The 25492-nt window shown below is 43.8% G+C and carries 17 protein-coding genes; 5 read left to right on the top strand and 12 right to left on the bottom strand.

All coding sequences use genetic code 11. The annotated features are described in order from the left end of the window. The first annotated feature begins 677 nt into the window (after positions 1–677). Complete coding sequence (locus KUA50_RS10010; RefSeq protein WP_217752555.1) at positions 678–1901, top strand: transposase; 1224 nt, start codon at positions 678–680, stop codon at positions 1899–1901. 335 nt (positions 1902–2236) lie between these two features. Here KUA50_RS10010 and KUA50_RS10005 read toward each other — a convergent pair whose 3' ends face one another. The 12 genes from KUA50_RS10005 to KUA50_RS09950 form a co-directional block, all read right to left on the bottom strand. Next, positions 2237–2440: a hypothetical protein gene (locus KUA50_RS10005; protein WP_218456969.1), complete on the bottom strand. Its 204-nt coding sequence runs from the start codon at positions 2438–2440 to the stop codon at positions 2237–2239. Positions 2441–2478: 38 nt separating this feature from the next. After that, entirely contained in the window at positions 2479–2754 is a 276-nt protein-coding gene (locus tag KUA50_RS10000) for a type II toxin-antitoxin system YafQ family toxin (protein ID WP_134843703.1), read from the bottom strand. After that, complete coding sequence (locus KUA50_RS09995) at positions 2751–2957, bottom strand: hypothetical protein (protein WP_134843702.1); 207 nt, start codon at positions 2955–2957, stop codon at positions 2751–2753. The genes KUA50_RS10000 and KUA50_RS09995 overlap by 4 nt, the downstream gene beginning before the upstream one ends. A gap of 217 nt (positions 2958–3174) precedes the next feature. Continuing rightward, positions 3175–3429 carry a hypothetical protein gene (locus KUA50_RS09990; protein ID WP_218456970.1) on the bottom strand — a complete coding sequence of 85 codons (255 nt, stop codon included), beginning with the start codon at positions 3427–3429 and terminating at the stop codon, positions 3175–3177. Positions 3430–3450: 21 nt separating this feature from the next. Continuing rightward, a complete protein-coding gene (locus KUA50_RS09985) occupies positions 3451–3648 on the bottom strand; it encodes a hypothetical protein (RefSeq protein ID WP_218456971.1) in 198 nt (65 codons plus the stop codon). A gap of 241 nt (positions 3649–3889) precedes the next feature. Further along, entirely contained in the window at positions 3890–5182 is a 1293-nt protein-coding gene (locus tag KUA50_RS09980) for an alpha/beta hydrolase family protein (protein WP_218456972.1), read from the bottom strand. A gap of 552 nt (positions 5183–5734) precedes the next feature. After that, entirely contained in the window at positions 5735–7762 is a 2028-nt protein-coding gene (locus KUA50_RS09975) for an alpha-amylase family glycosyl hydrolase (protein WP_218456973.1), read from the bottom strand. Positions 7763–8769: 1007 nt separating this feature from the next. Next, positions 8770–9621 carry an Rpn family recombination-promoting nuclease/putative transposase gene (locus tag KUA50_RS09970; RefSeq protein ID WP_218456974.1) on the bottom strand — a complete coding sequence of 284 codons (852 nt, stop codon included), beginning with the start codon at positions 9619–9621 and terminating at the stop codon, positions 8770–8772. Between the two features lie 183 nt (positions 9622–9804). Next, entirely contained in the window at positions 9805–11202 is a 1398-nt protein-coding gene (locus KUA50_RS09965) for a DUF5115 domain-containing protein (protein ID WP_218456975.1), read from the bottom strand. Positions 11203–11224: 22 nt separating this feature from the next. Then, positions 11225–12502 carry a SusE domain-containing protein gene (locus KUA50_RS09960; protein ID WP_218456976.1) on the bottom strand — a complete coding sequence of 426 codons (1278 nt, stop codon included), beginning with the start codon at positions 12500–12502 and terminating at the stop codon, positions 11225–11227. A gap of 31 nt (positions 12503–12533) precedes the next feature. Then, on the bottom strand, positions 12534–14267 hold the full coding sequence (locus KUA50_RS09955) for a RagB/SusD family nutrient uptake outer membrane protein (protein ID WP_218456977.1): 1734 nt from the start codon (positions 14265–14267) through the stop codon (positions 12534–12536). 21 nt (positions 14268–14288) lie between these two features. Further along, a complete protein-coding gene (locus KUA50_RS09950; protein ID WP_413777425.1) occupies positions 14289–17381 on the bottom strand; it encodes a SusC/RagA family TonB-linked outer membrane protein in 3093 nt (1030 codons plus the stop codon). Between the two features lie 361 nt (positions 17382–17742). Between KUA50_RS09950 and KUA50_RS09945 the strand changes: the two genes are divergently transcribed. From KUA50_RS09945 to KUA50_RS09930, 4 genes are all read left to right on the top strand, one after another. Beyond that, the gene (locus KUA50_RS09945) at positions 17743–18768 is read left to right on the top strand and encodes a LacI family DNA-binding transcriptional regulator (protein WP_218456978.1); all 1026 of its coding nucleotides are present in this window, start codon (positions 17743–17745) and stop codon (positions 18766–18768) included. Between the two features lie 87 nt (positions 18769–18855). After that, positions 18856–20160 carry an MFS transporter gene (locus KUA50_RS09940; RefSeq protein ID WP_218456979.1) on the top strand — a complete coding sequence of 435 codons (1305 nt, stop codon included), beginning with the start codon at positions 18856–18858 and terminating at the stop codon, positions 20158–20160. A gap of 146 nt (positions 20161–20306) precedes the next feature. Continuing rightward, positions 20307–22979, top strand: a complete 2673-nt coding sequence (locus KUA50_RS09935) for a 4-alpha-glucanotransferase (RefSeq protein WP_218456980.1) — start codon at positions 20307–20309, stop codon at positions 22977–22979. A gap of 206 nt (positions 22980–23185) precedes the next feature. Beyond that, a complete protein-coding gene (locus tag KUA50_RS09930; RefSeq protein ID WP_218456981.1) occupies positions 23186–25321 on the top strand; it encodes a glycoside hydrolase family 97 protein in 2136 nt (711 codons plus the stop codon). The last annotated feature ends 171 nt before the right edge of the window (positions 25322–25492 follow it).

The following is a 25492-nucleotide window of genomic DNA, read 5'->3' as shown; positions in this document are numbered from 1 at the left end:
TAGGAAACTACAAGTTCCTGCTATGCCCTTCAAGCGGTCCCTCGGGGATCACGTGATGGGGAACCGATGAACATGAGATGAGCAACCGTTGCTCACGAGGCGGGCAATAAGTGCCCAAACCGAGAACCACAATTTGGGCAATATATCTTGACTTTATAAAATAGCAAAAGAGGTATTGCCCGAAAACGCTTTTTGGGAATACCTCTTTTAAACCTAAAACAAAACCAACTAACTAATAAAAATTGTATGCCTAAACTAAACTCTATTTGTTATATTCTGCTGTAACATCCTTTACTTTATGTTTACTGCTTTCACTGGTTGCTTCGATTTCGAAGTATGCAGTGTTGGTGATTTCTTTTACATCTATATTTAGCTCCCACGTCTGTACCTTCGTCATTGTTCAGGTTCTGGCTCTGGTTCTGGAGTTGGGGTAGGAATTGGCTCTGGAATATCAGGGTCGTTGCTACTTGAACAAGCTCCGAGAGTAAGTGCCATTGTGGCGAGGAGGGGTGAAATATAATTTCTTCATGTTAATACAATACTGCGTTAAATTAATATTTAATCGTCTGTAAATCAATAACTTATATTAAGAAGTGCTTATGAAAACTTAACTGTAAAAAGTTGGTCAAGTCGCTGATTTTCAGTAACTTTGTAGATCACGACAAATACAATATTACATGAATACAGGACTTGACCAATATATGGATATCTTTAAAGATGCAGTTGAAGATTCAGCTGCAAAGATAACAAAAAGTTTCGAGAAAATACTCATCGAGGTGATAATTTTGTTCATGGTAATACCAAGAAAGATAAATTTCACCCAAATGGGGAGGTATGGCTTGCATGTTGAGCAAACCTATCGCAACGCATTCGGCTTGAAAAAGTCGAAGTGCATTGATTGGCTCAAACTTAATGTCTCACTTGCCAAGCGCTTCTTGGGTAAACAGGGAAGATGGGCTATTGCCATTGATCCCAGCTACATCAGTAAAGCTGGCAAGAAAACACCACATATCGGTCGTTTTTGGTCAGGATGTGCTCAGTCTGTTAAACATGGTCTCGAAATCATGGGTATTGGCCTCATTGATATTGATGCCAAAGACTGCATGATGTTAAAAGCACACCAGTCGCTAAGTAATAAAGAACTGAGTCTTAGAAACAAGACTATGGTAGATTTCTATATCAGCGTCATTAAGCGTTACCGCAAGGAACTTCTTAAACTCTCAACCCTCATAGTTGCAGATGCTTACTTCTCTACAAGTACATTTGTTAATGGGATAAAGAAAGAAGGGTTCTCTTTGATAAGCCGCTTTCGTGACAATGCTTGTCTCTTTTATGTCTATGCTGGTCCACGTACTGGAAAACGTGGTCGCCCCAAGACCAAGGATGGCAAGATTGATATGAAGAATCTTGACCTCACTCGAATGGAGAAGATGGAGATGAAAGATATAGAAGGAACAGCTTATACTTTGATAGCCTATTCCAAGGCACTCAGGTGTAAAGTTAGACTTGTCATCTGGCAGATGCCGAATGGCAAGAAGAAACTATTCTTCTCTACAGACACCTCACTTTCGGGTGAAGAAGTACTTCTTTATTATAGAACCAGGTTCCAGATCGAATTTTGCTTTCGTGACGCCAAAGGCTATACTGGTCTTATGGACTGCCAGGCTCGCGATAAGTGGAAACTCGATTTTGCTTTCAATGCTTCGTTCACATCACTAAATGTTGCCAAGGTAACTATGAAGGAGATGGGAATGGAATATTCTATGTCTTCATTCAAGTCACTGATGACCAACATTTATCTGGTGAAACGAATTTTTAAAGCAAGCGGGTACACCCCGAACCGAACTTTAATTAGCAAGATTTTCAAAGATCTCTCGTGCTTACAGCGTATAGCTGCTTAGCACATTATTGAATTATTAACGAACTATTGTTAATATACTTTTGCTTGTTAATCTATTTTTATCGTAGGTTTGTATTGTTATTACGGTGGCAAAGATACGATAATTTTGATTAGCCTGTATCATCAATTGATGCAAATCAAGTGAATAAACCGTGCAAACGTTTGCACAAATTGCTCATGGCATAAAGTGGAATTACATCTACATGATGACTGACATTTTGACGAAATTCGGTTTCATTTTTTCCGTCCATGTACCCACTTTTATTTTTCCCTGCCCACGGAAAAATTCTTGCGTGGGCAGGGAGAAAAATATACCTGGGTAGAGAAGGATATTCCTCATACTCTCATTTTCTGAATTTCCTCCAGTGGAAGTTCTGTGGCCGTTGATACTTGTTCATCAGAAAGCCCCATTGATAGGAGGCGGCGAGCTGTGGCTATCTTTTCTTTTTCCATACCTTTCGCCATACCTTCCTCACGCCCCTTTTCCAAAGCCGTATCTATAGAGTTCTTGACATCACGATAAGCCTTCAAACTATCCATATTCTTTTCCTCCCTTACGAAAGTTCAATATATTATTGTCAAAACAAATCGCTATGGGTTCCATTGTTGAGGAACAGCAACGTTAGTTTTTCGTCGTTTTGTTCCCATAGCATCAACCAATCAGGGGTTATATGGCATTCCCATATACCTTCAAAGTTTCCATGAAGTTTATGTGATTTATATGATGGTGGTAGTTTACCCTCATTGGCTAATTTCTCTACTGCTTTTTCAATGAGAACTGGATTTAGACCACGTTTTACTCCTTTTCGAAGAGACTTTTTAAATTTGTTTGTAAAGTCAATAGAGTATTTCATTGTAAGCACTGTTTGATCAAGTCGTGAGCATCTTTTGCATGATATACTCTGCCAGCTTTAACATCTTCTATGGCTTCTTCAATTCCACTTTTCTTTTCGGTTTGAATAACCCAGCCAAACTTCTTTGCCAGTTCCTTTAATAAGTTGAAGTCAACTTGTGGAACAGTTATTGTTGTTGTTATTTTATTTATAGCTACATCCATATTGCTTTACTTTAATGTTATTTCTAATTTGCCGCAAAGTTACGACTTTTCCTCGTAACTTCCAAGTTTTTGGGGGAAAATATAGCGAGGGTGGTAAAGAAAAAAATAGGCGACTCCGGAATGGAGAGTCGCCTGTTGAATGTTGTTGTTTCAATGATGAAACAAAGGATTATTTACTAAAGTTTCCCACCCTTGTTTATAGGGCATTTTTGAGTCCTTAATGTTCCATCAATCCAACATTAATATAATCGGACATACGTCCGCCCTTTTCCATAAGTGAAGGTACAACACCTATAACACGTCTGCCTCCTTGGTGCATAACCTTGGCTATGCAGTTCATAAGTCCATGGTTGGTATCTCCAAATATTAGGTCGTGGTGGTTTTGTGCCATCCATTTGCCAAACTCCTCGGTAAGGCTAAAGAAGTCGGGGTCGATATGCTCGTTGGCAGAGCAGAATACTGCAATTTTCATAGCTTTATTCTTGAGCTTCATTTATTGTTCTTTGCTGATTTCCTCAATCTGCTTTATCATTTCGTCATTGGTCTTTTGCATCTTTCGGTATATCCACCATGCAGCAACTACACCAATGAAGGCTCCTGTGCCACCACCATAGAATACAAACCACATGCCAGTATCGGCATTTATGGCAATGAGATGAAAGCCTATTTCTATTAATAACCATATGCTCATGACTATTGTGGCTGTCAACATTAGTTCAGTGCCACACGGTATATATGGTGCTACGGTTGCGACGAACAATGTCGGTGAATTGTTGTTCGTTTTCTTTCATAATTTATGTCTTATTTGGTATTTTCTTTACCCTTTAGACTAAGGGTTGGAATGGTTTGCTACATGAAAAAGAAAAAATGTTTTTAATAGGTATAGACAGTTTGGGTCGAGCGCACTTCGCCCGACCCACTTATAATTATTATTACAGTTCGTTAATCCACTTGGTTATTGTCTCCAGCACTTCTGGAGCAATAGTTTCTTCTATTTGCTGATATTCCACAACGCTGCCAGTTGAGCAATGCTGGAACAGATGGTTTACACCATCAATCTTCTTTATAGTGTGCTTGCAGTTGGAGAGTCCAGTTTCAAGTATAGTTGTATTGGCGGCGCAGTCCACTTGAGTGTCTTTTGTGCCGTTAAGTGCCAACACTGGGCATTTAATCTTGGACAACTGCTTGCCAGCATCTATAGTTATGAAATGGCGTATGTATGACGAGTTGGCTTGCTCTAATGATCTTTTTAGGATAGGCTTTAAGTTGTCTGGCACTCCGTCGATGGTTATCTCACTTGTCTTCTTGCCATTTGCAATCTCGTCGAGAATATTTGATATGTTATTGCAGTAGGAATCCACCATCTCCTTAGGCAGGCCTAAGGATGATATTGCCTGACGGTTCTGCATCACGAGAGTTTCTTTGCCAGATATTGCCATGCCAGCGAGCGACACAATGAAGTCGGCTTTGCCTTCAGCTGCAAGCATCATGGCTATTGTGCCGCCCTCGCTATGTCCTAATATTCCAACCTTGTTGAAACGCTTGCGCAATAAAGGTAAGGCAGATGCGGCATCTTGGAGGAAATCGGCTGTTGTGAATTGACCGAAATCAATATTCTTGTCATTCCATCCACGGTCGTCATAACGTAAGGAAGCAATGCCTTGACGGGCTAATGCATCTGCAATTACGGCAAAGGGTTTATGATCGAACAGTTCTTCGTCGCGGTTCTGCTGTCCGCTACCAGTAACCATCAGCACTACGGGAGTTGTCTTAGAATAGTTTTGTGGTAGGGTGAGGGTTCCGTTGAAAGTGTATCCTGCATTTGTGAAGCTTATGTTCTCTTCCTTATATGGAAATGGAGCAACCGGAGTTTGCAGACGTTTAACTACAAGTTTGCCGGGCTTTAGTGTAAGAGGTATGGGGAAACCATTTTGGGTGTATGTACCTTTAATTTCGCCATTCTCCATCTTTCCTTCAAATGTGGCTCCAATCATCGCAACCGAAACCTTTATTGTACCGTCGTCCTTAATAGTCTTCTCGGCTGGTATTCCTTTAGCACCTTGCGAAGGCGAATCCATGGTGCAGCCGTCGCCAGAGAAGTTGAATACTAAAGGCAACTTAGTTCCCATTATGTTTAGTTCGCCGTTCCATGCTCCTTCCTGTGCATTGGCTGCAAGTGAGGCAAGCGCAATAAGCACTGTTGTGATGATTCTTGTAGCTTTCATAATTGTATTTATTAATTGTATGTATTAATGGATTTTACTCTATGCCGATTGGTTTAGAAGAGGTGGTCCTTAATTCCGCAACACTATTGTAAATTAAACTTTTTGAGTACCTGAGCAACAAAAAGTTGCCCATGGTTTTGTCATGTCGAAGAATTCACTTATCTTAGTGTTGCAAAAATAAACAAGCAAAATTCTGATATGACATGGCAAAGATACAAATTAAATCTGAGAAATTCACTCCTTTTGGAGGAATATTTTCAATGCCACTTTTCTTTTCGGCTTGAATGACCCATTCAAACCTTTTGCAAAGTTACGATTTTTCTATTTTTACTCCAAATATTTAGATGAAAGACAGAGTAGAATGAGCAGTAATTAAGTTTACGAATGAAATGGCTCAGATCTTAATACAATAGCAAAAGAGGTATTGCCCGAAAACACTTTTGGGGAATACCTCTTTTAAACCTAAAACCAACTAACTAATAAAATTATTTGCCTAACCTAAAATCTATTTATTGTATTCTGCCGTAACTTTAAAATATCAGGTTTGATTCTTTATTTTATAATTACCTTTTTGCCCTGATGAATATAGATACCAGCCTGCGATGGCTTCTTTGTCATCTTCATACCACTTAGGGTGTACCAGGCATTGTTGGTGCTTGTTTCCTTGTCGATGACTGGTGCATCGGTGATGCCTGTAGTTGGCATATCGGCAGTTACATCCTTGATCTTATAGTGACCTTCATTGTTCTTCTCATTCAGAACCTCCAGGTAGGTATCCTTGTTGATATCCGTAAAATCTACGGTCTGTGGAGTTCCGGTACCTGTACTGAATACGAATGAAACCTTATAGTCCTTGCTCTTGATCTTGTAAGTCTGATAATACCATTTCTTGCCTTCGATCTCCTTGCCCTGGGTAATCTTATCGCCAGGCCATGTCTTAGAGACGGTCAGGTTCTCATTAGGTTTCTCGCACCAAGCCCAGAAGTTGAAGCCATTTTTCCAGCCCACCTTGTCGGCGTTGGCATACACGGTGATATCGTATGGCTCGAAGGCTGCAGGCTTTTCTACCTTATAGGTACGGGTAAGAATGCCGCTGACAGCACCATTCATCAGCAAGCCCACTTTGAGGGTTGTCTCGCCGAAAGGAATCTCAATCTCTTCTCCGCTCTTAGCCTTCTTGCTGCTGGCAGTAGGCTCTGTGCCATCGGTTGTATAAACCAGCTGCGCATTATCCTCGTTGCTTACTGCCACGAGCTTTGCCTTCATCACGCCTTCGTAATCTCCAGAAGCCAGATCCACCCAAGCCACGTTTGCCTTCTTGGGCATGAAATAGCGGTAGTGGTAGCCGTTCAGCAGTTCGGCGTATGTGTTTGGTGCTGGATACTTCTTGGCGTTAGGACCTACGATGGCAATCAATGTTGCCTTGTCGCCTACGGTCCTGATGCCGTTATATCCTTCTCCCCTGAAGGCATTGAAGGTGGTATTGCTTGTATTGGTGATGCCAGCCAGCTGACGTGCGTTGATCATCGCCTTGATATCCTGCTTGCAGTCAATCCAGTGTTTGTAGAATACGCATGGGGTACCGCAAGATGCCAGGATGTATGCATTGGCTGCCAGGGTATCCTTGCGGATAGGGTCCTGCTGTTCGCTGGATGAGCGATATTCTGTATCGTGATTCTCTACGAAGGTGATGGCATACTGCTTGTAAGCTGGGTCGTTAGCCAGACCATCGGTCTTTACGGTCGACCAGTTGGCTTTGATGGCATCGCGCACCACGTAGCGGATAGGGAAGTCGAAGGCAGCACTGGTTATCTGCTCATTCACCTTGGTAGCGTTGAGCCAGTTCTTGACTACTGATACTTTTCCATCCCAATATTCTCCTACGGAATAGTTAGGTTTGGTAGCATCGTTGTAGATACCCGTGTATTTGCCGCTGTATCCCTTCACCATGTCGTAACGGAATCCAGCGTAGCCGAAGTCATTGAGGAGCATGTCAAGATAAGCCTTTACGATGGTCTGCACGTTCTGGCTGCTGTGGTCAAGGTCGCGCATGCCGCCCCAGTCATCGCCTGTGTCATTATTGCTGCTGAGCTTTACGCCCTGCTTATCTGCCTCTTTCTTGGTCTTGCCGCCATCATCGTTGGCACAGATATCGGTAGATTTCATCTCGTAAGTTACGCCCTTGTAGGTTTCTGCAGGGAAGTCAAACCAGGTGGATACGTTCTTGCGATGGTTGATTACCACGTCGGCGATGGTTCCGATGCCGTTATTCTTGAAGGTCTTGATGAGAGAGCGGAGTTCGCTTTCACTTCCGAAAGAACTTTCGTAGTTGGAAAACCAGTAGAGGTCATCGTAACCCATTGATTTATTTCCGCAGTAGGCGCTCTGTGGAATCCATACGAGGTTGAAGTACTGTCCCAGTTCTGGAGCCTGCGCTTCGAGCTTGGTCCATTTGGATTCGCTGAAGGAATCCCAGTAGAATCCCTGCAGCATCACGCCGCTATAGTTGGCAGGCCAACCCTGTGCGAACATATTGACGGTTGCCAGGAGGGCAACGAGTGTTAAGTAGATTTTCTTCATATTTATTCAGTTAGAGTTGTTGCTTTGATAACTGTTGCAAAGTTACGATAATATTCTTTTAGTACTTCTCTTTCTTGATGTAAATCAAGCAAAAAGTTTGTGCAAACGTTTGCATTTGCCTATCTCTTTTTTTATTGCGTAAAAAGCGCAATGGCTGTAGAGAGGAGGAATCATTGCCAACTGAAGAAATTTTTCAGTTCAATGCTAGTTGATTTCATTGCTTTTTCCGTAAAATCTCACCCGATACAGTAGAAATTACGTCCCGACGCGGTGAAAGATACATCCCGACGTAGTACAAGATACGTCGGGACGTAATTTCAGAAGCATCCAGGTTCCCATCTGGTAGGTCTCATTTGTCTTTCAAGTAAGCCTTATTTGAAGTTCAAGTAAGCCTTGTTTGCCTTTCAGGTAAGCCTCTTTTAAATGTTACGTAAGCCTTACTTCACCATAAAGTAAGCCTCATTCGAAAAAAGAATCTTCTCAGAATTTTCGCATCAGGTTCATGGCGTGGCAATAAGTGGCAATAAGGTGGCAATTAAAAATCCCTTATTGCCACGCGTTATGCGCTTGTAATCAAAGAGTTAAGCGTAAGTGTGATATTTGTGGTATTAATTTGATGAAAAATAATTTTTCTTTTGATGAATTCACCAGACACACCCTCTTTGTTGAATGCTTGAGATGATTGAACCAATCAAAATTTTTGATCAGTTCATCCTTATTTATCGGTTGCTTGTTGTAGTTTATGTACTCATATAAGAAGCTGATTTCAACTAAAAGTTCCTTGGTGAATTGTTAAACAGAAATTTTGCAAGTTGGCTCCACACGCCCTGAAGGGGCAGAAGCTCATAGCCCAGGGCATCGCCCTGGGTATAATAGCATTCAGCATACGCCCTGTAAGGGCAAAAGCTTTGTAAATACCTGATACTTTGAAGCTTTTGCCCTTACAGGGCGACAGTTTTGTGTCCGTAATTACCCAGGGCTATGGGCTTCTGAGCCTTCAGCCCGGTTCAGGCTTGTTCCTTCAATTTCTGGATTTCCTCCAGCGGAAGCTCGGTAGCTGTTGCTACTTGCTCATCAGAAAGGTCCATTGACAGGAGGCGGCGAGCTGTGGCTATCTTTTCTTTCGCCATTCCTTTTTCCATTCCTTTCTTTTCGTCAAACTTTCTGGTGGCATATATATCACGCATATTCTTGATGTCCTCGTCATAAAGCTCAAGTTCTTCACGGGTAAGCTTGCGGAGGTCGCCTATTTCAGCCAATTTGCGGAAGACTGGATACTTCTCGCTGAATGGCATCTGCTCAAACATATTCATATTCTTCACTATATAAATCCAACAATCAAATATATCCATACACTCTGCCTCCGTATGCTTGTCGAACAAAGGCAACTGGAGGTACACAATACGCATTCTGTCGGACACTCGCTGGCGTGTCTGTAAGTCGGTGAGCACCAAGTCGGTGCGAAACTCCTTTAGCATAGGACTGTCTGATACAAAGTCCATGAAGCACACCGTATAGACAGGGGCCAAGTGATAGTCCCAGATTCCACGAACGCCTTGCTGCACAATGGCACGTGCCGTGTAATACAAAGCCCGGTCGGCAAAGTATTCCTGCTCTTTTTTCTGCATTTCTACGATGACATGCTTGCCTTCGTTTGTGATACAATAGACATCGAAGACCACACCTCGATCATCGGGGCGCAAGCCAAGTTTTTCGGTCTTGGCAAACGTCACGTCCTTGATTATCAACTCGTCTTCAAACAGTCCGTTGAGGAATGTTATCAGACATTCTTTCGTGTCCTCGCTTCCAAATATTCTCTTGAAAGCCCAATCAACACGTGGGTCTATAAATCTTGCCATTTGCTTTCGCTCTATATGGTTGTGGATGCAATATTGCTATTCGTTGGCAAAGATACGACATTTCCTTGTAACTTCCAAAGTTTTAGGAAAAAATGTAGGGATGGGGATAAAGAAAAAATAGGCGACTCTCGGATTGGAGAGCCGCCTATTGAATATACTGTGCTTATATGATGAAACAAATGCTTACTTTACTGTGCAGTAGATGTTGTCAGATTTCTTTCTTGTAGGATACAACTTGATGGTGTTTCCAGCAACAGCAATGTTGTCACCACCTGCTGTCAAGTTATTGAGACTACCACCGAGGTTGATGTCCCAACCACCGTTTATGCGGAACTTCCAACCATCGGCAGTAACACCTACATTTGTTGCCTCGAAGCAATACTCTTTAGCATTCCAAGTCATGACTGCATCGCCACCCCAATTGTTGAAGCCACCGATGATGCCCATGGTCTCAACCTTAGTTGCCTTGATGGTGCCTTCTCCAAGATTAACATCGAAGTAGTAGACACCCTCTCCAGCGTTCACACCGAAGTTTCCACCTTCGTTGGTTGCAGCATCCGAGAATGTGGTGAATGCACCAGCATTGATTTCGTTGTCCCAGCTTCCAGCTACACGCTGGAACTTGAACTGGAGACCAGCTCCGTTAGGATCGGCTACATATACATAACCAGTGTATACGCCCTTTGCCTCGTCCACGAGAGCGAGCTTCTGGTCTGAACTTGACCAACCATCTGTGCTACCGATGAAGTAGATGAATGGATCGTAGTTTACTTCCTCTATGGTATAAGAATAGTCCATCATGTTGATGGTGAGCTTATACTTACCAGCCTTAGCAATCTTACCTGCCTTAGCGTCACCGTTGGTCAGCGCACCAGTCATGCTGGCGTCGCCGTCAACCTTAGGACCTACTACGCCGGCAGCCCAGATGTTGCCAGATTCGATGTTCTTCTTAGGAATGATCTTCCAGTACTGGTCTGCCTTTGTTGTCTCGAATGTGATGGTGAAAACAGGGTCATCATATACATCCTTATCGCTGTGCTTGAATGCCTGCTTGTCACTAACTGTATTCCAGCCGTCAACGCCTTCGGCATTAAACATGTCGCCTACGAGATAATAGCCGTTTTCGATAACTGGAGCCTCAGGAATAGCCTTAACCTGGAATGTTGCAGATGTTGCCATCTTCACGGCTGTAGAGCCATTGCTTACCCATGCATCAAGAGTAGCATCGATGTCGCGCTTTGTAGGACGCTTGCCATACTTATCTACGATATAGCTTGTCAATTCAGCTGTTGCCATGTTGCCATCAGCATCAATGTCGAATGACTGACCGTCGAAGTTAATCTTATAATTAGGTGTATAAGCTGCGTCGGAAGAAGTAGGAGCAACAATGCTCGCTACTTTTACCTTCTCTGTCTTAACGTTAGCCAAGTTGATGACATCAACTGGAGTTACGCTACCGTCGCCGAATGATACAGCTTCCTCCTGAGGATTTGACTGTGGGTTACCCCAATCTGTGTAGTCTTCGGTGCAAGACACCATAGCCATCAGCAGGGTCATTCCCAATAATATTTTCTTAATCATAATTGTCTATACTTTAAATGTTTTACAATTTAACGATGCTGAACGAACCAGTGATGTCGTTGAATGAGATGACATACTTGCCTTCTGCCAAGCCGATGTTCTTGCCACCTGCATCACACTTTCCGTACATGTTGATAGCGCCATCTTCTGCACCATAGCCCCAGCTTGTATCCCAAGAACCTTCAATCTTAAACTTGAACTGTGCAGTCTCGCCGGCAGGAACATCCATTACATAGTACCAAGCGTGGTTCTCAACGCCCTCAGTGTTGTAAGGAAGCATTGGAGTGTCAGCCCAATCATTGAATGAACCACTAATCTGGATAGTACCATAGTTGGTTACATTACCCTCGTACTTCACCATCTTGGCTGTATTGTCAGCAGTGTTGATTGTAATGGTGTAGTAACCGGCTTCAGCAGCAACGATATGACCACCGTCACCACCGCCATTACGATTTTCTATTGTGCCTTTTTTAGCGCTGATTTCGTTATTGAGTATGGCGTTCATACTGTAATCCCAGTTGAAGTCTGAAGGCAGAATCTTGAAACCAGCTCCGTCGCACTCGGCCTTGTCGTTGTAATCGCCGGTAAGGAAGTAGTTGGTGTATTCAATCTCACCAGCACCAGTCTTCTTGTCGTAAGAGAAGTTTGGCTTAAGGAACATAGGAAGTGCGTCTTCTCCAATGCTCTTGTTGCCAGCCCACTTAGCGCCGAACATGTTACCTACAAGATACCACATTGTTGGAACAGCATCCTTCAACTCAATGTAGTAAGGCTTTACGTTGAGCTTTACTGAGTTTGAAGCGATAGGGTTCAGACGGCTTGTGCCCTCAAGGATGTAAGCGTTAACACGAACGTACATCTCCTGCTCGGCAGGAACATTACCTTCAGTCCATTTAAGTATCTTTACCAATGCCTTGTCCATTTCTTCTGCAGAGGCAGAAATATTACATTTCTGTGTGGTGTTGCTAAGAACAGCGTAATCTGGCACCTTTTCGCCACTCTCGTCTGCAGCAGCTTCATCAGTAGAAACTGTGAAGCTGTTGGTTGGAGATACCTGCACCTCGTAAGTTGCGTTGATAGGGGCATTGTCTGCTGTGTACTTAGGCTGTGACCATGTAAGACCAAGTTCTGTGGAATGCTCCAAATCAATAGTCGTAGTCGCATTGGCATATGCAGGAGTGTTCAACGCAAACTCTTTAGGCTGAATCAGCGTAGGGTTAGAGTCGTTGTCATCCGAACATGATGCGAATAAGCTGATGATGCCGACAAGCAGAGCACCAATTATATATTTATTCTTCATATTGCGTTTTCTTTAATAATTCTTTTATACTTTAGTTTTGAACCTCGTTATATCCGTCAATCTGTGTCAAGTTCTTGTTAGAAAGAACCTCTGATGATGGGAGAGGATATACATTATAGGTCTTGGCGAAGGTTGTACCATTAGCGCTACCACCCTTAAGTTCCCAATTGTATGTAGCCTGACTGCCACCAAACTGATTGAAACGAATCAAATCGGTACGGCGAAGACCTTCGCAATATAACTCACGTGCACGCTCATCGAGCACGTCGTTAAGAGTATAAGAAGCACGTACGGCAGCGTGGGCACGATTGCGAAGAGCATCGATATACTTCTTTGCCTTAGCCGAGCTTTCACCATTGAGGTGCATCTCAGCCTCAGCTGCATTGAGGTAAGCCTCAGCTACACGGAAGAGGAAGAAGTCTATATCTACGTTATAGCTGTCGTGAGGAGTACCACCATTAGAATAGTTGTTATTCCATTTTGGTGTTGCAATACCCTTGACGAACTTATCGTTAGCACCAATCTCCAAAGTACGATCGCCGTCACTGTTGCCTTTACCCCAAAGGATAGCACGGTCATCAACGTTCATAGCACGGATTTCGGAAGCTGACTTGTTTACAACAACTTTTGGATTGGTAAAGAACTTCTCTACGAATTGTGGACGAACACGCATACCTGACCATGTGTTGGCAGTAGTGGCAGCATCCTTATCTGTAACAGTCTGCATCGTAGCATCCCAAAGAGCTGCAACAAAGAACATCGAGCCACCCCATCCCTGAGTCTTGTCACCATCTTGCATCAAAGGAAGAAGAGCCTCGCAGCTTGCACCATTTGAACCATTGTCGCCCATGAAGAGCAGGTCGTATGGCTTGTAGCCATTAGCCTTTGCCTCTGCAGACATCTTGCTGTCATCGAAGAGCTTATAGTCTGAATTGATAACCTTCTCGGCATATTCGAGAGCCTTATCCCAATATTGATTGTTCTGGCCATCGTTGTTAAGGTATGTACCTGCATTGAGGTACAGACGGCTTAAGAGCAGCCAGCATGTGCCTTTATCAATACGGCCATAGTCTGGGTCGCTGTCAGTCTCAGGCTTTGCCTCCAACAGGTCTGGCTCTGCAGCGAGCAATTCGTCCTTTACCCAGTTGAACAGGAACTCACGGCCCAACTGAAGAAGCTCTGCACGAGTGTAAGACTTGCCTTCCTCAAACTTTGAATTGTAAGTATGAGCCTGTCGTGGTGTCTCTGCCGAAATCTTATCAATGAATGTTGGATCACCGAAGAAGTCGAGCATCAAGAAATAGCTGTAGGCACGAATGACACGTACCTCTGCATACTTGGTTGGCTCTGCCTTGGCAGCGTCAAGACTTAAGAAGTGGTTCTCGTAAGAGATGTTCGACATCAGACGATAGTAGAGGTTCTTCAGAGTGGCATTACCCGGATCGAACTTATTGTAGGCAACATCTGCGATACCGCCATCTGACCACCAGCAGACAGCTTCGTCGGTAGGTACCTCGTTGAAGTTGAACAGGTTGCGTAGAAGGGTTGACTTACCTGCGTCGTCGATAGTGAAATCGGCATTACCGTCATTACCCTCCATGATAAGACCAGCATAGCACTTGCTGTATAAGCCCGTAATATTAGGATTGGCATCAACAGTAGGGTCAATGTTTCCCTTGTTCAAGTCATCCATGCAAGAGCTCAAGCTTGCTGAAAGCAGAAGAGCTACTGCTGGGGCAATTATGTTGAATTTATTGAGTTTCATATCGAAATCTATTTTAAAATGTTAGAAGTTAAGGTTCAGACCGAGCAGGAATGTGCGGCAACGAGGATAGATGTTGTCGTCCTTACCTGATGTTACTTCAGGGTCGATACCTTTATACTTGGTGATAGTAAACACGTTAGAGCATGAGGCGTAGATACGACCTGAGATACCCTTGTAGTTACCCATCTTCAATACTTTATCAAAATTATAGCCCAAAGTGATGTTATCGCATTTCAGGAAGCTACCATTCTGAACGAAGTAGTCAGTAAGAGGATAGTTGTATGAAGTCCAGCCCAAATTTACAATATCCTTTGTGCTGTTTTTGTAATATCCCTTAGCACTACAAATTTCTTTCGTATTTATTGCACCCTCAGCGTATCCATTGTAGAGATAGTTTCCGAGGCTTGCACGGAAGTTACTTCCGAGATCCCAGTTCTTGTATGCAATCTTGAAGCTGAAACCACCAGTCCAAGGAGCTACAATGTTCTTATAGAAGTATTTATCGTTCTCGTCAATAGAACCATCACCATTGCGGTCTACATAGCAACCCATGATAGGACGTCCGTTCTGATCGTATACCTGTTGGTAAACCAAGAACGAATTGGCTGGCTTTCCTACTTTATGATAGGTGATTGCCTGATCCTGACCTACCTTCATACCTGCCTCCATCAAATCACGACCACCTGCAAGTTCGGTAATCTCGTTCTTGTTGTAAGCAGCGTTGACGCTCAATTCTACAAACCAGTCCTTGGTCTGGATAGGACGACCTGTGATAGCTACCTCAAAACCCTTGTTTTCCAATGTACCTGCATTCATCAAGAGAGCATTGTCAAAGTTCTGACCTGCAGCGATGGTTGTTGTGCTGAGCAAGTCGGTTGTCTTGCGGATATAACCATCAAGGTTGATGGTGAGTCTCTGGTCGAACATACCATAGTCGAGACCTACGTTCCATGTAGTAGTCGTCTCCCAAGTCAATTCGTCATTGTATGCCAATGGACGGTAGAGTATTCCTGGGTTGTTGTCAATACCACCGATTGGATAGAGGAAGTGATTACTTGTACTCTTCTTATAGGTAGCGGTGTAGTACTCTCTACCTGTATCCTGCTGACCGGTCTTACCCCAACCAAGTCGGAGTTTCAAGTCGCTGATAGCATCAACATCTTTCAGGAATTTTTCGTCTTTGATACGCCATGCGAAGGCTGCTGATGGGAAGAAACCCCAACGGTGTCCGTCTGCAAAGCGGCTTGAACCATCATAACGGGCAGTGAATGTAAGGAGGTAACGATCCAACAGAGAATAGTTGGCACGTCCATACCAGCTCACGAGGTAAGTCTGTCCCTTCCAGTTGCTTGTATCGTAAGACTTCACAGTTCCTGCAAGAGGTTCGCCCTTGTCGTTCTTACCTTCGTTGGTAGAAGGATACATAGACTTGCTCCACTGGTCTCCCCAATATTTCATGTGGCTATACTCATAACCAGCCATGATGTCGAAGTGGTTAGCCTTGTTGAAGTCCTTGGTGTACTGAGCATAGGCAGTAGCTACAACGTTATACTTCTTCTCCTTATTTTCGCTGTTGCCACCATAGTAGAATCCGTATGTAGATTGTGGATTGTTGGTGTTGTACTCTCCACCAGTGCTATATTCTCCAGCTATGTTGGCGTGAAGATGAAGGTCTTCGAAACCATGTATCTTATAGTCTGCCTCTACATTACCCAAGAGGATATGCGCACTCTTGTAGAAATCGTAGTTTTCAACTTTTTCTACAGGGTTTGTTGGAGCATCGTCGTTGCGGTTATATGGGAATGTAGGGTCGTATGAAGTAGTAGGTAATGCCCACTGCCAATAGCCACCCCAGTTCTTGAATGTTTCGTCACTGCTCTTTACTGGGCGGGTAGGATCCATGTTGATAGCTGCACCTACTGCATCCTGTCCACCTGGATTTGTTTTTGAGTAAGAATACTTACCGTTGACATTAATGTTAAGGTGCTTGTCGAACAATGATGGATTGATGTTGAAACCGGCAGTAACACGCTTATAGTCAGAACCCTTCAGAATACCTTCCTGACCGGTGTAACCAACGCTGACACGATAAGGCATAGACCAAGAATTCTTACTGATTCCACCTGTCAAGCTGACATTATGCTCATGGCTGACAGCTGCACGGTAAATCTCGTCCTGCCAGTCGGTATCGTATGTGCCGGCAGAATAATCTGGAGTTCCATCTGCGTTGAACTTCTTCCAGCCTAAACCTTTGTAGGCAGAAGAATCTTCACCATAATAGTTCTTGATGAAGTCTGTATATTCAGAAGCATTCATCACATCCATTTTCTTGGCAACAGTACTTACCGAAAGTGTACCATTGTAAGAAACCTGTGGCTTCTGGCCGCTGCGACCCTTCTTGGTTGTAATGATGATGACACCATTGGAACCGCGTGAACCGTAGATGGCAGTTGCTGAAGCATCCTTCAATACGGTAAAGCTCTCGATATCATTAGGGTTGACAAGAGACAGAGGGTTGTTTACACCCTTTGTGCTGTTGTTATCCATAGGCATACCATCGATAACAATCAATGGGTTGTTGCTCGCAGTAAGAGAAGCACCACCACGAATACGAATCTGTGCTCCATCACCAGGAGCACCCGTTGATGAGTTGACATTTACACCTGCAATTTTACCCTGGATCATGTCCTGTGCTGAAGTAATGATACCATGGTTCTTCTCGTCAGGTTTGATCGCAGTAACAGAACCTGTCAAGTCGTTCTTCTTAGCCACACCATAACCGATGACTACGACTTCGTTCAAAGACTTAGAGTCATCCTGCAAGGTAATGCTCATTTCTTTAGAAGCCTTCACGGTCTGTGGAGTCATTCCCAGATAGGTAAATGTAAGGTTAGTACCAGGAGCTGCATCAACAGAGAAGTTACCATCCATGTCGGTAATGCCCACTGCCTTACCGTTGGCTGTAATGGTAGCACCCATGACAGGCTCACCAGAAGCATCTTTCACTTGTCCCTTAATAGCACCAGACTGTGCAAAGGAACTCGCTGTCAGGAGCAGACCACTTGCGAGGGTCAACGCTCTGAGAGGCAATTTAAATTTTACCTGCTTCATCATTTGCTTGATTTTTAAGTTAATGTATAAATGTTTATGTTTATTATTGTTTTTAGTCTCGGCCACACTTTAACTACATTTACCTTTACTTACGGTTTCATTAGGAAATCATTGTTTGTTAGGTTCTTTATATTTATAAGGTGGCAGAAAGCGGATTTGCATCCTCTTTGCATGCTTTTTTACGGCATTCTCAGACTTTCTGAGTGCAAAATTAAATTCTTTTTCGATACGTTGTACTATTTTTTAGTTAATTCCGTTATTTCTTTAGTGCAAACGTTTGCACACCTTTTTCTTGATTTACATCAATGAAATGGTTCAACTTAACGGATATTTGTCTAATTTTGCATTGTAACTAAAAACAATTATGAAAGAAATTGTACCCATAACAATGAAAGATATCGCTCGCGATCTCGGATGTAGCATAGCTACTGTGAGTAGAGCGTTGAAGAATAGCCCTCGTATCAGTGCTGCTCAGAAGGAGCGTATCCAGGCTTATGCCAGGGCGCACAACTTCTATCCGAACGTGATCGGTGAAGCCCTGCGACATAGTAAGGTGCAGCCGATGAAGGTAATTGGAGTCATCGTACCGGAGTTCGTACATTATTACTTTATGTCTGTTGTCTCTGGCATAGAGGAAGAGGCGCGTGCACGCGGCTATCGTGTGATGGTGGCGCAGAGTAACGAACGGTATGATAAGGAAGTGGCTATTTGTGAAGACTTCTATAAGAATAAGGTGTGTGGCATTATTGTCTCTCAGGCCAAGGACACCAAGCAGTATGATCATTTTCTGAAACTGATGGATAATGGTGTACCGCTCGTATTCTATGATAGAATATGTACAGGTGTGAATTGTTCTCGTGTGGTTGTAGATGACTACATGGGAGCTTTCACCGCCGTTACCCATCTGATAGATACGGGATGCAAGAAAATTGCATTCTATGGGTCGCCGATGAATATGGAAATTTCCAAAAACCGCTACAACGGCTATCGGGATGCTCTCCTGAAGCATGGACTGAAAGAAAATCCGGACTGGGTGAAGATCTGCGACAACCGTGCACAGGCTGAGGCGCTCACACCAGAGATTCTTGGAACAGAAGATTGTCCGGATGCATTCTTTGCCATCAATGATGATACGGCTATCGGTATTCTCTATACTGCCAAGCGTATGGGGTATAAGGTGCCGGAAGAAATTAGTGTCTGCGGATTTACCAATGGTGATCGTGCCAAGGCTTCCGACCCGATGCTCACTACGGTGGAGCAGCGGGGTGTTGCCGTGGGAGAGGAGGCCGCCAATATTCTCATTGGACAGGTGGAAGGATCCATTCCTGTGGATGAGGTGGAGAAGAGAGTCGTCAGAACAAGATTGGTGGTGAGAGGAACAACAAGATAATGTTGAATGTTGAATTGGCATTCTTGCTGGCACCTTTTAGGGTGTTGTCTTAACTTCTGAATGAATATAAATTAAAACAAAAATAATATGACACAAAAACCTGATTTGAGTTTCTGGAAGCTTTGGAATTTAAGTTTCGGATTCTTCGGGGTACAGATTGCTTACGCCCTTCAGAGCGCCAACATATCCCGAATTTTTGCAACATTGGGTGCAGACCCACACAACTTGAGTTATTTCTGGATTCTCCCTCCGCTGATGGGAATCCTGGTGCAACCTATCGTCGGTACTTTGAGCGATAAGACCTGGTGCCGCTTCGGTCGTCGAATACCTTACTTATTTATTGGTGCTTCGGTGGCTGTATTGGTGATGTGTCTGCTGCCTAATGCCGGTTCGTTCGGATTGACGGTGAGCGGTGCGATGCTTTTCGGTTTGATAGCCCTGATGTTCTTGGATACAAGTATCAATATGGCGATGCAGCCTTTCAAGATGCTGGTGGGTGATATGGTCAATGAAAAGCAGAAGGCGAAAGCTTACTCCATCCAGAGTTTCCTCTGCAATGCCGGTTCTGTGGCTGGTTACATTTTCCCATTCCTCTTTACTTTCTTGGGTATCAAGAATGTGGCTGACAAGGGTGTGGTTCCTGATTCCGTAATCTGGTCATTCTATATCGGTGCTGCTATTCTGATTCTCTGCGTCATCTATACTACGATGAAGGTGAAGGAGTGGAACCCCCAGCAGTATGCGGAATATAATGAAGTGAAGAATGCTTCTGCTTCAGAAGAAAAGGCCGATTGGATTACTTTGCTCCGCAAGGCTCCTGCTACTTTCTGGAAGGTGGGTCTCGTGCAGTTCTTCTGCTGGGCTGGCTTCCTTTATCTATGGAATTATTCTACAGGTGCCATTGCTGAGACGGTTTGGAATACTACCGATCCTACTTCCGAGGCATTCCAGGAGGCTGGCAACTGGGTAGGTATCCTCTTTGCTGTTCAGGCTGTGGGTAGTGTGCTTTGGGCGGTTGTGCTGCCTCAGTTTAAGAATACCAAGATGGCTTATGCGGTCAGTCTGGTCATTGGTGGTGTCGGTTTCGCACTGATTCCTTTCCTGCATGACCCATATCTGCAGTTTATTTCATTCCTGATGATTGGTGCTGGTTGGGCAGCCATGTTGGCAATGCCTTTCACTTTTGTTACCAATGCCCTGCAGGGATATGGACACATGGGTGCTTATCTGGGTCTTTTCAATGGAACGATTTGCATTCCTCAGATTGTAGCTGCCATCTGTGGTGGTGCTGTTTTGAGCCTGGTGGGTTCTCATCAGAGTGACATGATGATAGTGGCTGGTATCTTGCTGATATGCGGCGCTTTATCTGTTTCCTTCATCAAGGAAAAATAAGTAAGAAGATAAGTAAAATGTATTAAATTGCAAAAAATGTTGTGCAACCGATTGCGCAACATTTTTTGTGATTTTTGTGCAAAAAATGTTTGATTTTTCGATAATTAATATTACCTTCGCAGCGTAAATAATAACCTTTGTATCTTATGGTGTTTCATTTTAATATAGATTATAAAACTGTCTATGGCGAGGAACTCGTTTTGAATATGACAGTTGATGGGAAGGAGGTCCAGTATAAAATGGGGACTGAGGATGGCTCTCGCTGGTCATTCGATTGGGATGGTACCCCAAAGTCTAAGAACAATTCCTACTTTTACAGTGTAAGTAGAGATGGCTTTTGCACCAAGGCTGAATGGCAATTGGCGAGGCATCAGCTGAACTGTACGGCTGAGCGTGCCGGTGATTATACTTTGTATGACCGTTGGCATGATATTCCTGAGGATTCATACTTCTATAGCAGCGCCTTTACTGACTGCATTAACCATCAGCAGTTAGGCAAAGTGAAGGAGCATTCCTTTGCTAAGACGATCCGCCTGATTGTTCGTGCTCCACAACTTCGTGAGGGTGAACGTTTAGTAGTAGTAGGTTCTGATCCTGCACTCGGTGCTTGGGACAAAAACCATGCTCTTCCTATGGTTCAGCAGGCTTACAATGAGTGGACTGTTGATATCAATGTGGAGACTTTAGCTGTCAACTATCTGGAATTCAAGTTCGTAGCGCTCAATGAAAAGAAGGAATGTCTTTGGGAAACAGGTTACAACCGTTCTATTGAAATCCCTGAGATGAAGAGCGGTACGTTGATTTCTTATGAGTTGAGCCAGTCGTTCCTGGAGCGTTGGAACCGTAAGTTGGCGGGTACACTGGTGCCTGTTTTCTCACTCAGAAGTAAGAAGAGTGCCGGTATCGGTGATTTCGGTGATCTCAAGAGCATGATCGATCTGGTGGCTAAAACCGGTCAGAAGGTTCTTCAGCTTTTGCCTATCAATGATACGACTATCACGCATACCTGGACAGACTCTTATCCATATGGCTGTATCAGTGTCTTTGCTATTCATCCTCAGTATGCAGATCTTCTTGCATTACCAGAGTTGAAAGATGCCAAGAAGCGCGCTGAGGCTGAAAAGACGAGAGCAGAACTCAATGCGCTCCCTCAGATAGATTATGAGAAAGTAAATGATTTCAAGATAAACTATTTGCACCAAATCTTCGAACAGGAAGGAAAACAAATGTTAAAGAGTGCCGATTTTCAGGCATTTTTTCAGGAAACAGAACAGTGGCTTGTGCCTTACGCACAGTATTCTTACTTGCGTGACAAGTATGGTACTGCCGATTTCTCTCAATGGCCAGACCATAAAGTATGGGATGAAGCTGAGCGTAAATCATTGAGTGATTCTAAGAGCAAAGCATACAAGGAGGTGGAATTCTTCTACTTCGTGCAGTATGTATTAAATACACAGATGAAGGCGGCTCACGAGCATGCTATGGCAAAGGGTGTTATTCTGAAGGGTGATATTCCTATCGGTGTAAACCGCTATAGCTGTGATGTGTGGGTGGAGCCTAAGTACTTCAATCTCAATGGACAGGCGGGTGCTCCACCTGATGATTTCTCTGCAAATGGCCAGAACTGGGGATTCCCTACTTACAACTGGCATGAAATGTTGAAGGATGGTTGCCAGTGGTGGGTTCGCCGCTTCCAGAACATGTCTCTGTACTTTGATGCTTACCGTATCGACCATGTACTCGGTTTCTTCCGTATCTGGGAGATTCCTGTAGATTCTGTTCACGGATTGCTGGGTCAGTTTGCTCCTGCGTTGGGAATGACGGCAGATGAGATTCGTTCTTATGGCCTTAATTTCCAGGAGGATAGATTCACCCGTCCTTTCATTACCGACTGGATTCTGAACCGCATGTTCCATGAGCGTGCTGATGAGGTGAAGGAAAAATATCTCGACCGCTTGGATGACGAGCGCTATCAGATGAAACCGGAGGTGAATAGCCAGCGCAAGGTGGAAGCTTTGTTTGAAGGTGCTACCGATCAGAAGGATATCTGGCTCCGTGATGGTCTCTATGCTCTGATTAGCGATGTGCTCTTCGTTCGTGATCATCGTAATCCGGGATTGTTCCACCCACGTATCTCGGTTCAGTTTGATTTCATCTTTGAGTCACTTTATGATAACGACAAGGCTGCGTTCAATCGTCTTTATAATGATTATTTCTATCGTCGCAACAACCAGTATTGGTATGGTGAGGCAATGAAGAAATTGCCTAAGTTGGTTCAGGCTACCCGCATGTTGGTATGTGCCGAAGACCTCGGAATGGTGCCTGATTGTGTGCCATGGGTAATGAATGAGTTGAAGATCTTGAGCCTGGAGCTGCAGAGCATGCCTAAGGATCCTTCTGTGAAGTTCGGCCATCTGAGCCGTAATCCTTATCGCTCGGTTTGTACCATTTCAAGTCATGATATGCCTACCCTCCGTCAGTGGTGGGATGAGAATATCCAGCGTACTCAGGAGTATTATAATACGATGCTCTATCGTCAGGGTCCTGCTCCTCATCCGCTCCCAGGTTGGCTTGCCAAGGATATTATCTCACGTCATCTGACCTCTCCTTCTATGCTCTGTGTGTTGAGTATTCAGGATTGGCTTGCTATCGACGAGCATCTCCGCTTGCCTGATGCGAATGCAGAGCGTATCAATATCCCTGCTAATCCTAAGCATTACTGGCGCTATCGTATGCACATTAATATCGAGGATCTGGCAAAGGATGCTGCTTTTATGAATCAGTTGACAGAAATGATTTCACAGGCTGGAAGAAACTAAGATTTCTTCAAAAGCATTGAAACGTTTCTCGTTAGTTTGAAATAGCTTTTGCTTAGAATTGAATGACTTTTAGTCAGTATTTTAGACAAAAGAATGAGGGGCGTGCAAACGTTTGCACACCCCTTTTTTAATTTATTACATATTATAATATGGTGTATTTCCAAGATTTTACTAATTTTGCAGTGTAGAAAACAATAGCAATAAATATGAAGAAAATCAGTATTTTACTTATGGGCTTGTTGCTCCCTATGTTTGCAGCAGCTCAGACCGTCAAGTCTCCTGACGGGAATGTTTCTCTGACCTTCTCCCTGACAGGTAATGGTCAGCCTACTTATGAGATGAGTTACAAAGGCAAGACTGTCTGTAAGCCTTCTCATCTCGGTTTGGAGTTGGCAAAGGATAAGCATGCCTCTAAGGGGATGGAAGAAACGGATTTGATGGATGGTTTTACCGAGACCGGTAGCAAGACTTCTACTTTTGATGAGACTTGGAAACCTGTCTGGGGGGAAACTTCCACCATTCGCAATCATTACAATGAGTTGGAGGTAAACCTCAATCAGGCTTCTTCCAATCGTAACATTACCATCCGTTTCCGTGTCTATGATTACGGTATGGGCTTGCGCTACGAGTTCCCTCAGCAGGAGTCTTTGAATTACTTCGTGATTCAGGAGGAGCACACTCAGTTTGCAATGGCTGGTGATCATACTGCATACTGGATTCCAGGTGATTATGATACACAGGAGTATGAGTACAACATCACTCCGCTGACTGGTATCCGTCCTATCATCGCTGCTAATCGTGAGAAATATAAGAGTAATTCTTCTACTACTGTTTTCTCTGATACGGGCGTGCAGACTTCCCTTCAGTTGAAGACGAAGGATGGTCTTTATATCAATATCCATGAGGCTGCCTGTCTGGATTATCCTACCATGCACCTCAACCTAGATGAGAAGAATCTCGTGCTTGAGTCTTGGTTGACTCCTGATGCTGTAGGTCGCAAGGGCTTTATCCAGACTCCATTCAATACGCCTTGGCGTACTGTTCTTGTGAGCGATGATGCGCGTGATATGCTTTCTTGCAAGTTGACATTAAATCTCAATGAGCCTTGCAAGATTGAGGATACTTCCTGGATTCACCCTACCAAGTATTGCGGTGTATGGTGGAACATGATTGTCGGCACTAAGACATGGAGTTATACGAATGATCTTCCTTCTGTTCGTCTGGGTGTTACTGATTATAGCAAGTGTAAGCCTAATGGTACTCATGGTGCTACCAATGAGGAAGTGAAGCGCTATATTGACTTTGCTGCAAAGAATGGTTTGCAGGAAGTATTGGTTGAAGGTTGGAACGAAGGATGGGAAGACTGGTTCGGTCATCAGAAACTGGATGTCTTCGATTTCGTAACTCCATATCCTGACTTCGATATCAAGATGCTCAATGACTATGCGCACTCTAAGGGTGTCAAATTGATGATGCACCACGAGACCTCTTCTGCAGCACTCAACTATGAGCGTCATTTGGAAAATGCTTTCAACCTGATGAACAAGTATGGTTATGATGCTGTGAAGACTGGTTATGTGGGCGACATCATTCCAAGAGGTGAGTATCACTACAGCCAGTTGATGAATAATCACTATCAGCGTGTCATCGAGACTGCTGCTAAGCATCATATTATGGTGAACGCTCATGAGGCTACCCGTCCTACTGGTATTTGCCGTACATGGCCTAACCTGGTAGGTAACGAAAGTGCAAGAGGTACTGAGTATGAGGCATTTGGCGGTTCTGTTCCTTATCATACCGTGATGTTGCCATTCACCCGTTTGCAGGGTGGTCCTATGGATTATACCCCAGGTATCTTCGAAACCAAGCTTTCTGAGTGGAGCAACAATCAGAGTTATGTGCATTCTACTCTCTGCGGTCAGCTTTCTCTTTACCTCGTAATGTACAGTCCTTTGCAGATGGCAGCCGACTTACCTGAGCATTATGAGAAGTATGATGATGCCTTCCAGTTCATTCGTGATGTTGCTTGCGACTGGGATGATTCTAAGTATCTGGAGGCTGAACCTGCTAAGTATATTACTGTTGCTCGTAAGGCTAAGGGTACAAACAACTGGTTTGTTGGTGGCAAGACTGATGCTGCCCGTACTTCTGTTGTAAAACTTGATTTCCTCGATAAGGGCAAGAAGTATGATTGCGCGATTTATCAGGATGGCAAGAATGCTGATTATGAAAAGAACCCTAAGTCTTATCAGATTATTCACAAGACTGTGAAGAAGGGTGATGTTTTGAAGATTAAAGAAGCTCGTGGTGGTGGTTTTGCCATCTCATTGCTTGCAAAATAAACTTTAAAATTTTAACTGGTGTACTTTGGTTGTGAAATTCATGAAAAAACAGGGCTTTTATATTCGCCGTATTTTCTGTATTTCCGACCGAATGGCAAGGTGGAATCAAATACGCTAAAAATGAGCGTGTTTGGTTCTTCCTATTTCTGCATAAAATACGCTCTTGTAGGT

This window comes from Segatella hominis (genome assembly GCF_019249725.2).
Lineage (GTDB): Bacteria > Bacteroidota > Bacteroidia > Bacteroidales > Bacteroidaceae > Prevotella.
This window is presented reverse-complemented; position numbering and strand designations above follow the sequence as displayed.

What these genes read in the sequence shown, in the direction of transcription:
- KUA50_RS10010 (WP_217752555.1), top strand. Translation starts at nt 678, where the DNA reads ATGAATACAGGACTTGACCAATATATGGATATCTTTAAAGATGCAGTT.
- KUA50_RS10005 (WP_218456969.1), bottom strand. Translation starts at nt 2,440, where the DNA reads ATGGATAGTTTGAAGGCTTATCGTGATGTCAAGAACTCTATAGATACG.
- KUA50_RS10000 (WP_134843703.1), bottom strand. Translation starts at nt 2,754, where the DNA reads ATGAAATACTCTATTGACTTTACAAACAAATTTAAAAAGTCTCTTCGA.
- KUA50_RS09995 (WP_134843702.1), bottom strand. Translation starts at nt 2,957, where the DNA reads ATGGATGTAGCTATAAATAAAATAACAACAACAATAACTGTTCCACAA.
- KUA50_RS09990 (WP_218456970.1), bottom strand. Translation starts at nt 3,429, where the DNA reads ATGAAAATTGCAGTATTCTGCTCTGCCAACGAGCATATCGACCCCGAC.
- KUA50_RS09985 (WP_218456971.1), bottom strand. Translation starts at nt 3,648, where the DNA reads ATGAGCATATGGTTATTAATAGAAATAGGCTTTCATCTCATTGCCATA.
- KUA50_RS09980 (WP_218456972.1), bottom strand. Translation starts at nt 5,182, where the DNA reads ATGAAAGCTACAAGAATCATCACAACAGTGCTTATTGCGCTTGCCTCA.
- KUA50_RS09975 (WP_218456973.1), bottom strand. Translation starts at nt 7,762, where the DNA reads ATGAAGAAAATCTACTTAACACTCGTTGCCCTCCTGGCAACCGTCAAT.
- KUA50_RS09970 (WP_218456974.1), bottom strand. Translation starts at nt 9,621, where the DNA reads ATGGCAAGATTTATAGACCCACGTGTTGATTGGGCTTTCAAGAGAATA.
- KUA50_RS09965 (WP_218456975.1), bottom strand. Translation starts at nt 11,202, where the DNA reads ATGATTAAGAAAATATTATTGGGAATGACCCTGCTGATGGCTATGGTG.
- KUA50_RS09960 (WP_218456976.1), bottom strand. Translation starts at nt 12,502, where the DNA reads ATGAAGAATAAATATATAATTGGTGCTCTGCTTGTCGGCATCATCAGC.
- KUA50_RS09955 (WP_218456977.1), bottom strand. Translation starts at nt 14,267, where the DNA reads ATGAAACTCAATAAATTCAACATAATTGCCCCAGCAGTAGCTCTTCTG.
- KUA50_RS09950 (WP_413777425.1), bottom strand. Translation starts at nt 17,381, where the DNA reads ATGATGAAGCAGGTAAAATTTAAATTGCCTCTCAGAGCGTTGACCCTC.
- KUA50_RS09945 (WP_218456978.1), top strand. Translation starts at nt 17,743, where the DNA reads ATGAAAGAAATTGTACCCATAACAATGAAAGATATCGCTCGCGATCTC.
- KUA50_RS09940 (WP_218456979.1), top strand. Translation starts at nt 18,856, where the DNA reads ATGACACAAAAACCTGATTTGAGTTTCTGGAAGCTTTGGAATTTAAGT.
- KUA50_RS09935 (WP_218456980.1), top strand. Translation starts at nt 20,307, where the DNA reads ATGGTGTTTCATTTTAATATAGATTATAAAACTGTCTATGGCGAGGAA.
- KUA50_RS09930 (WP_218456981.1), top strand. Translation starts at nt 23,186, where the DNA reads ATGAAGAAAATCAGTATTTTACTTATGGGCTTGTTGCTCCCTATGTTT.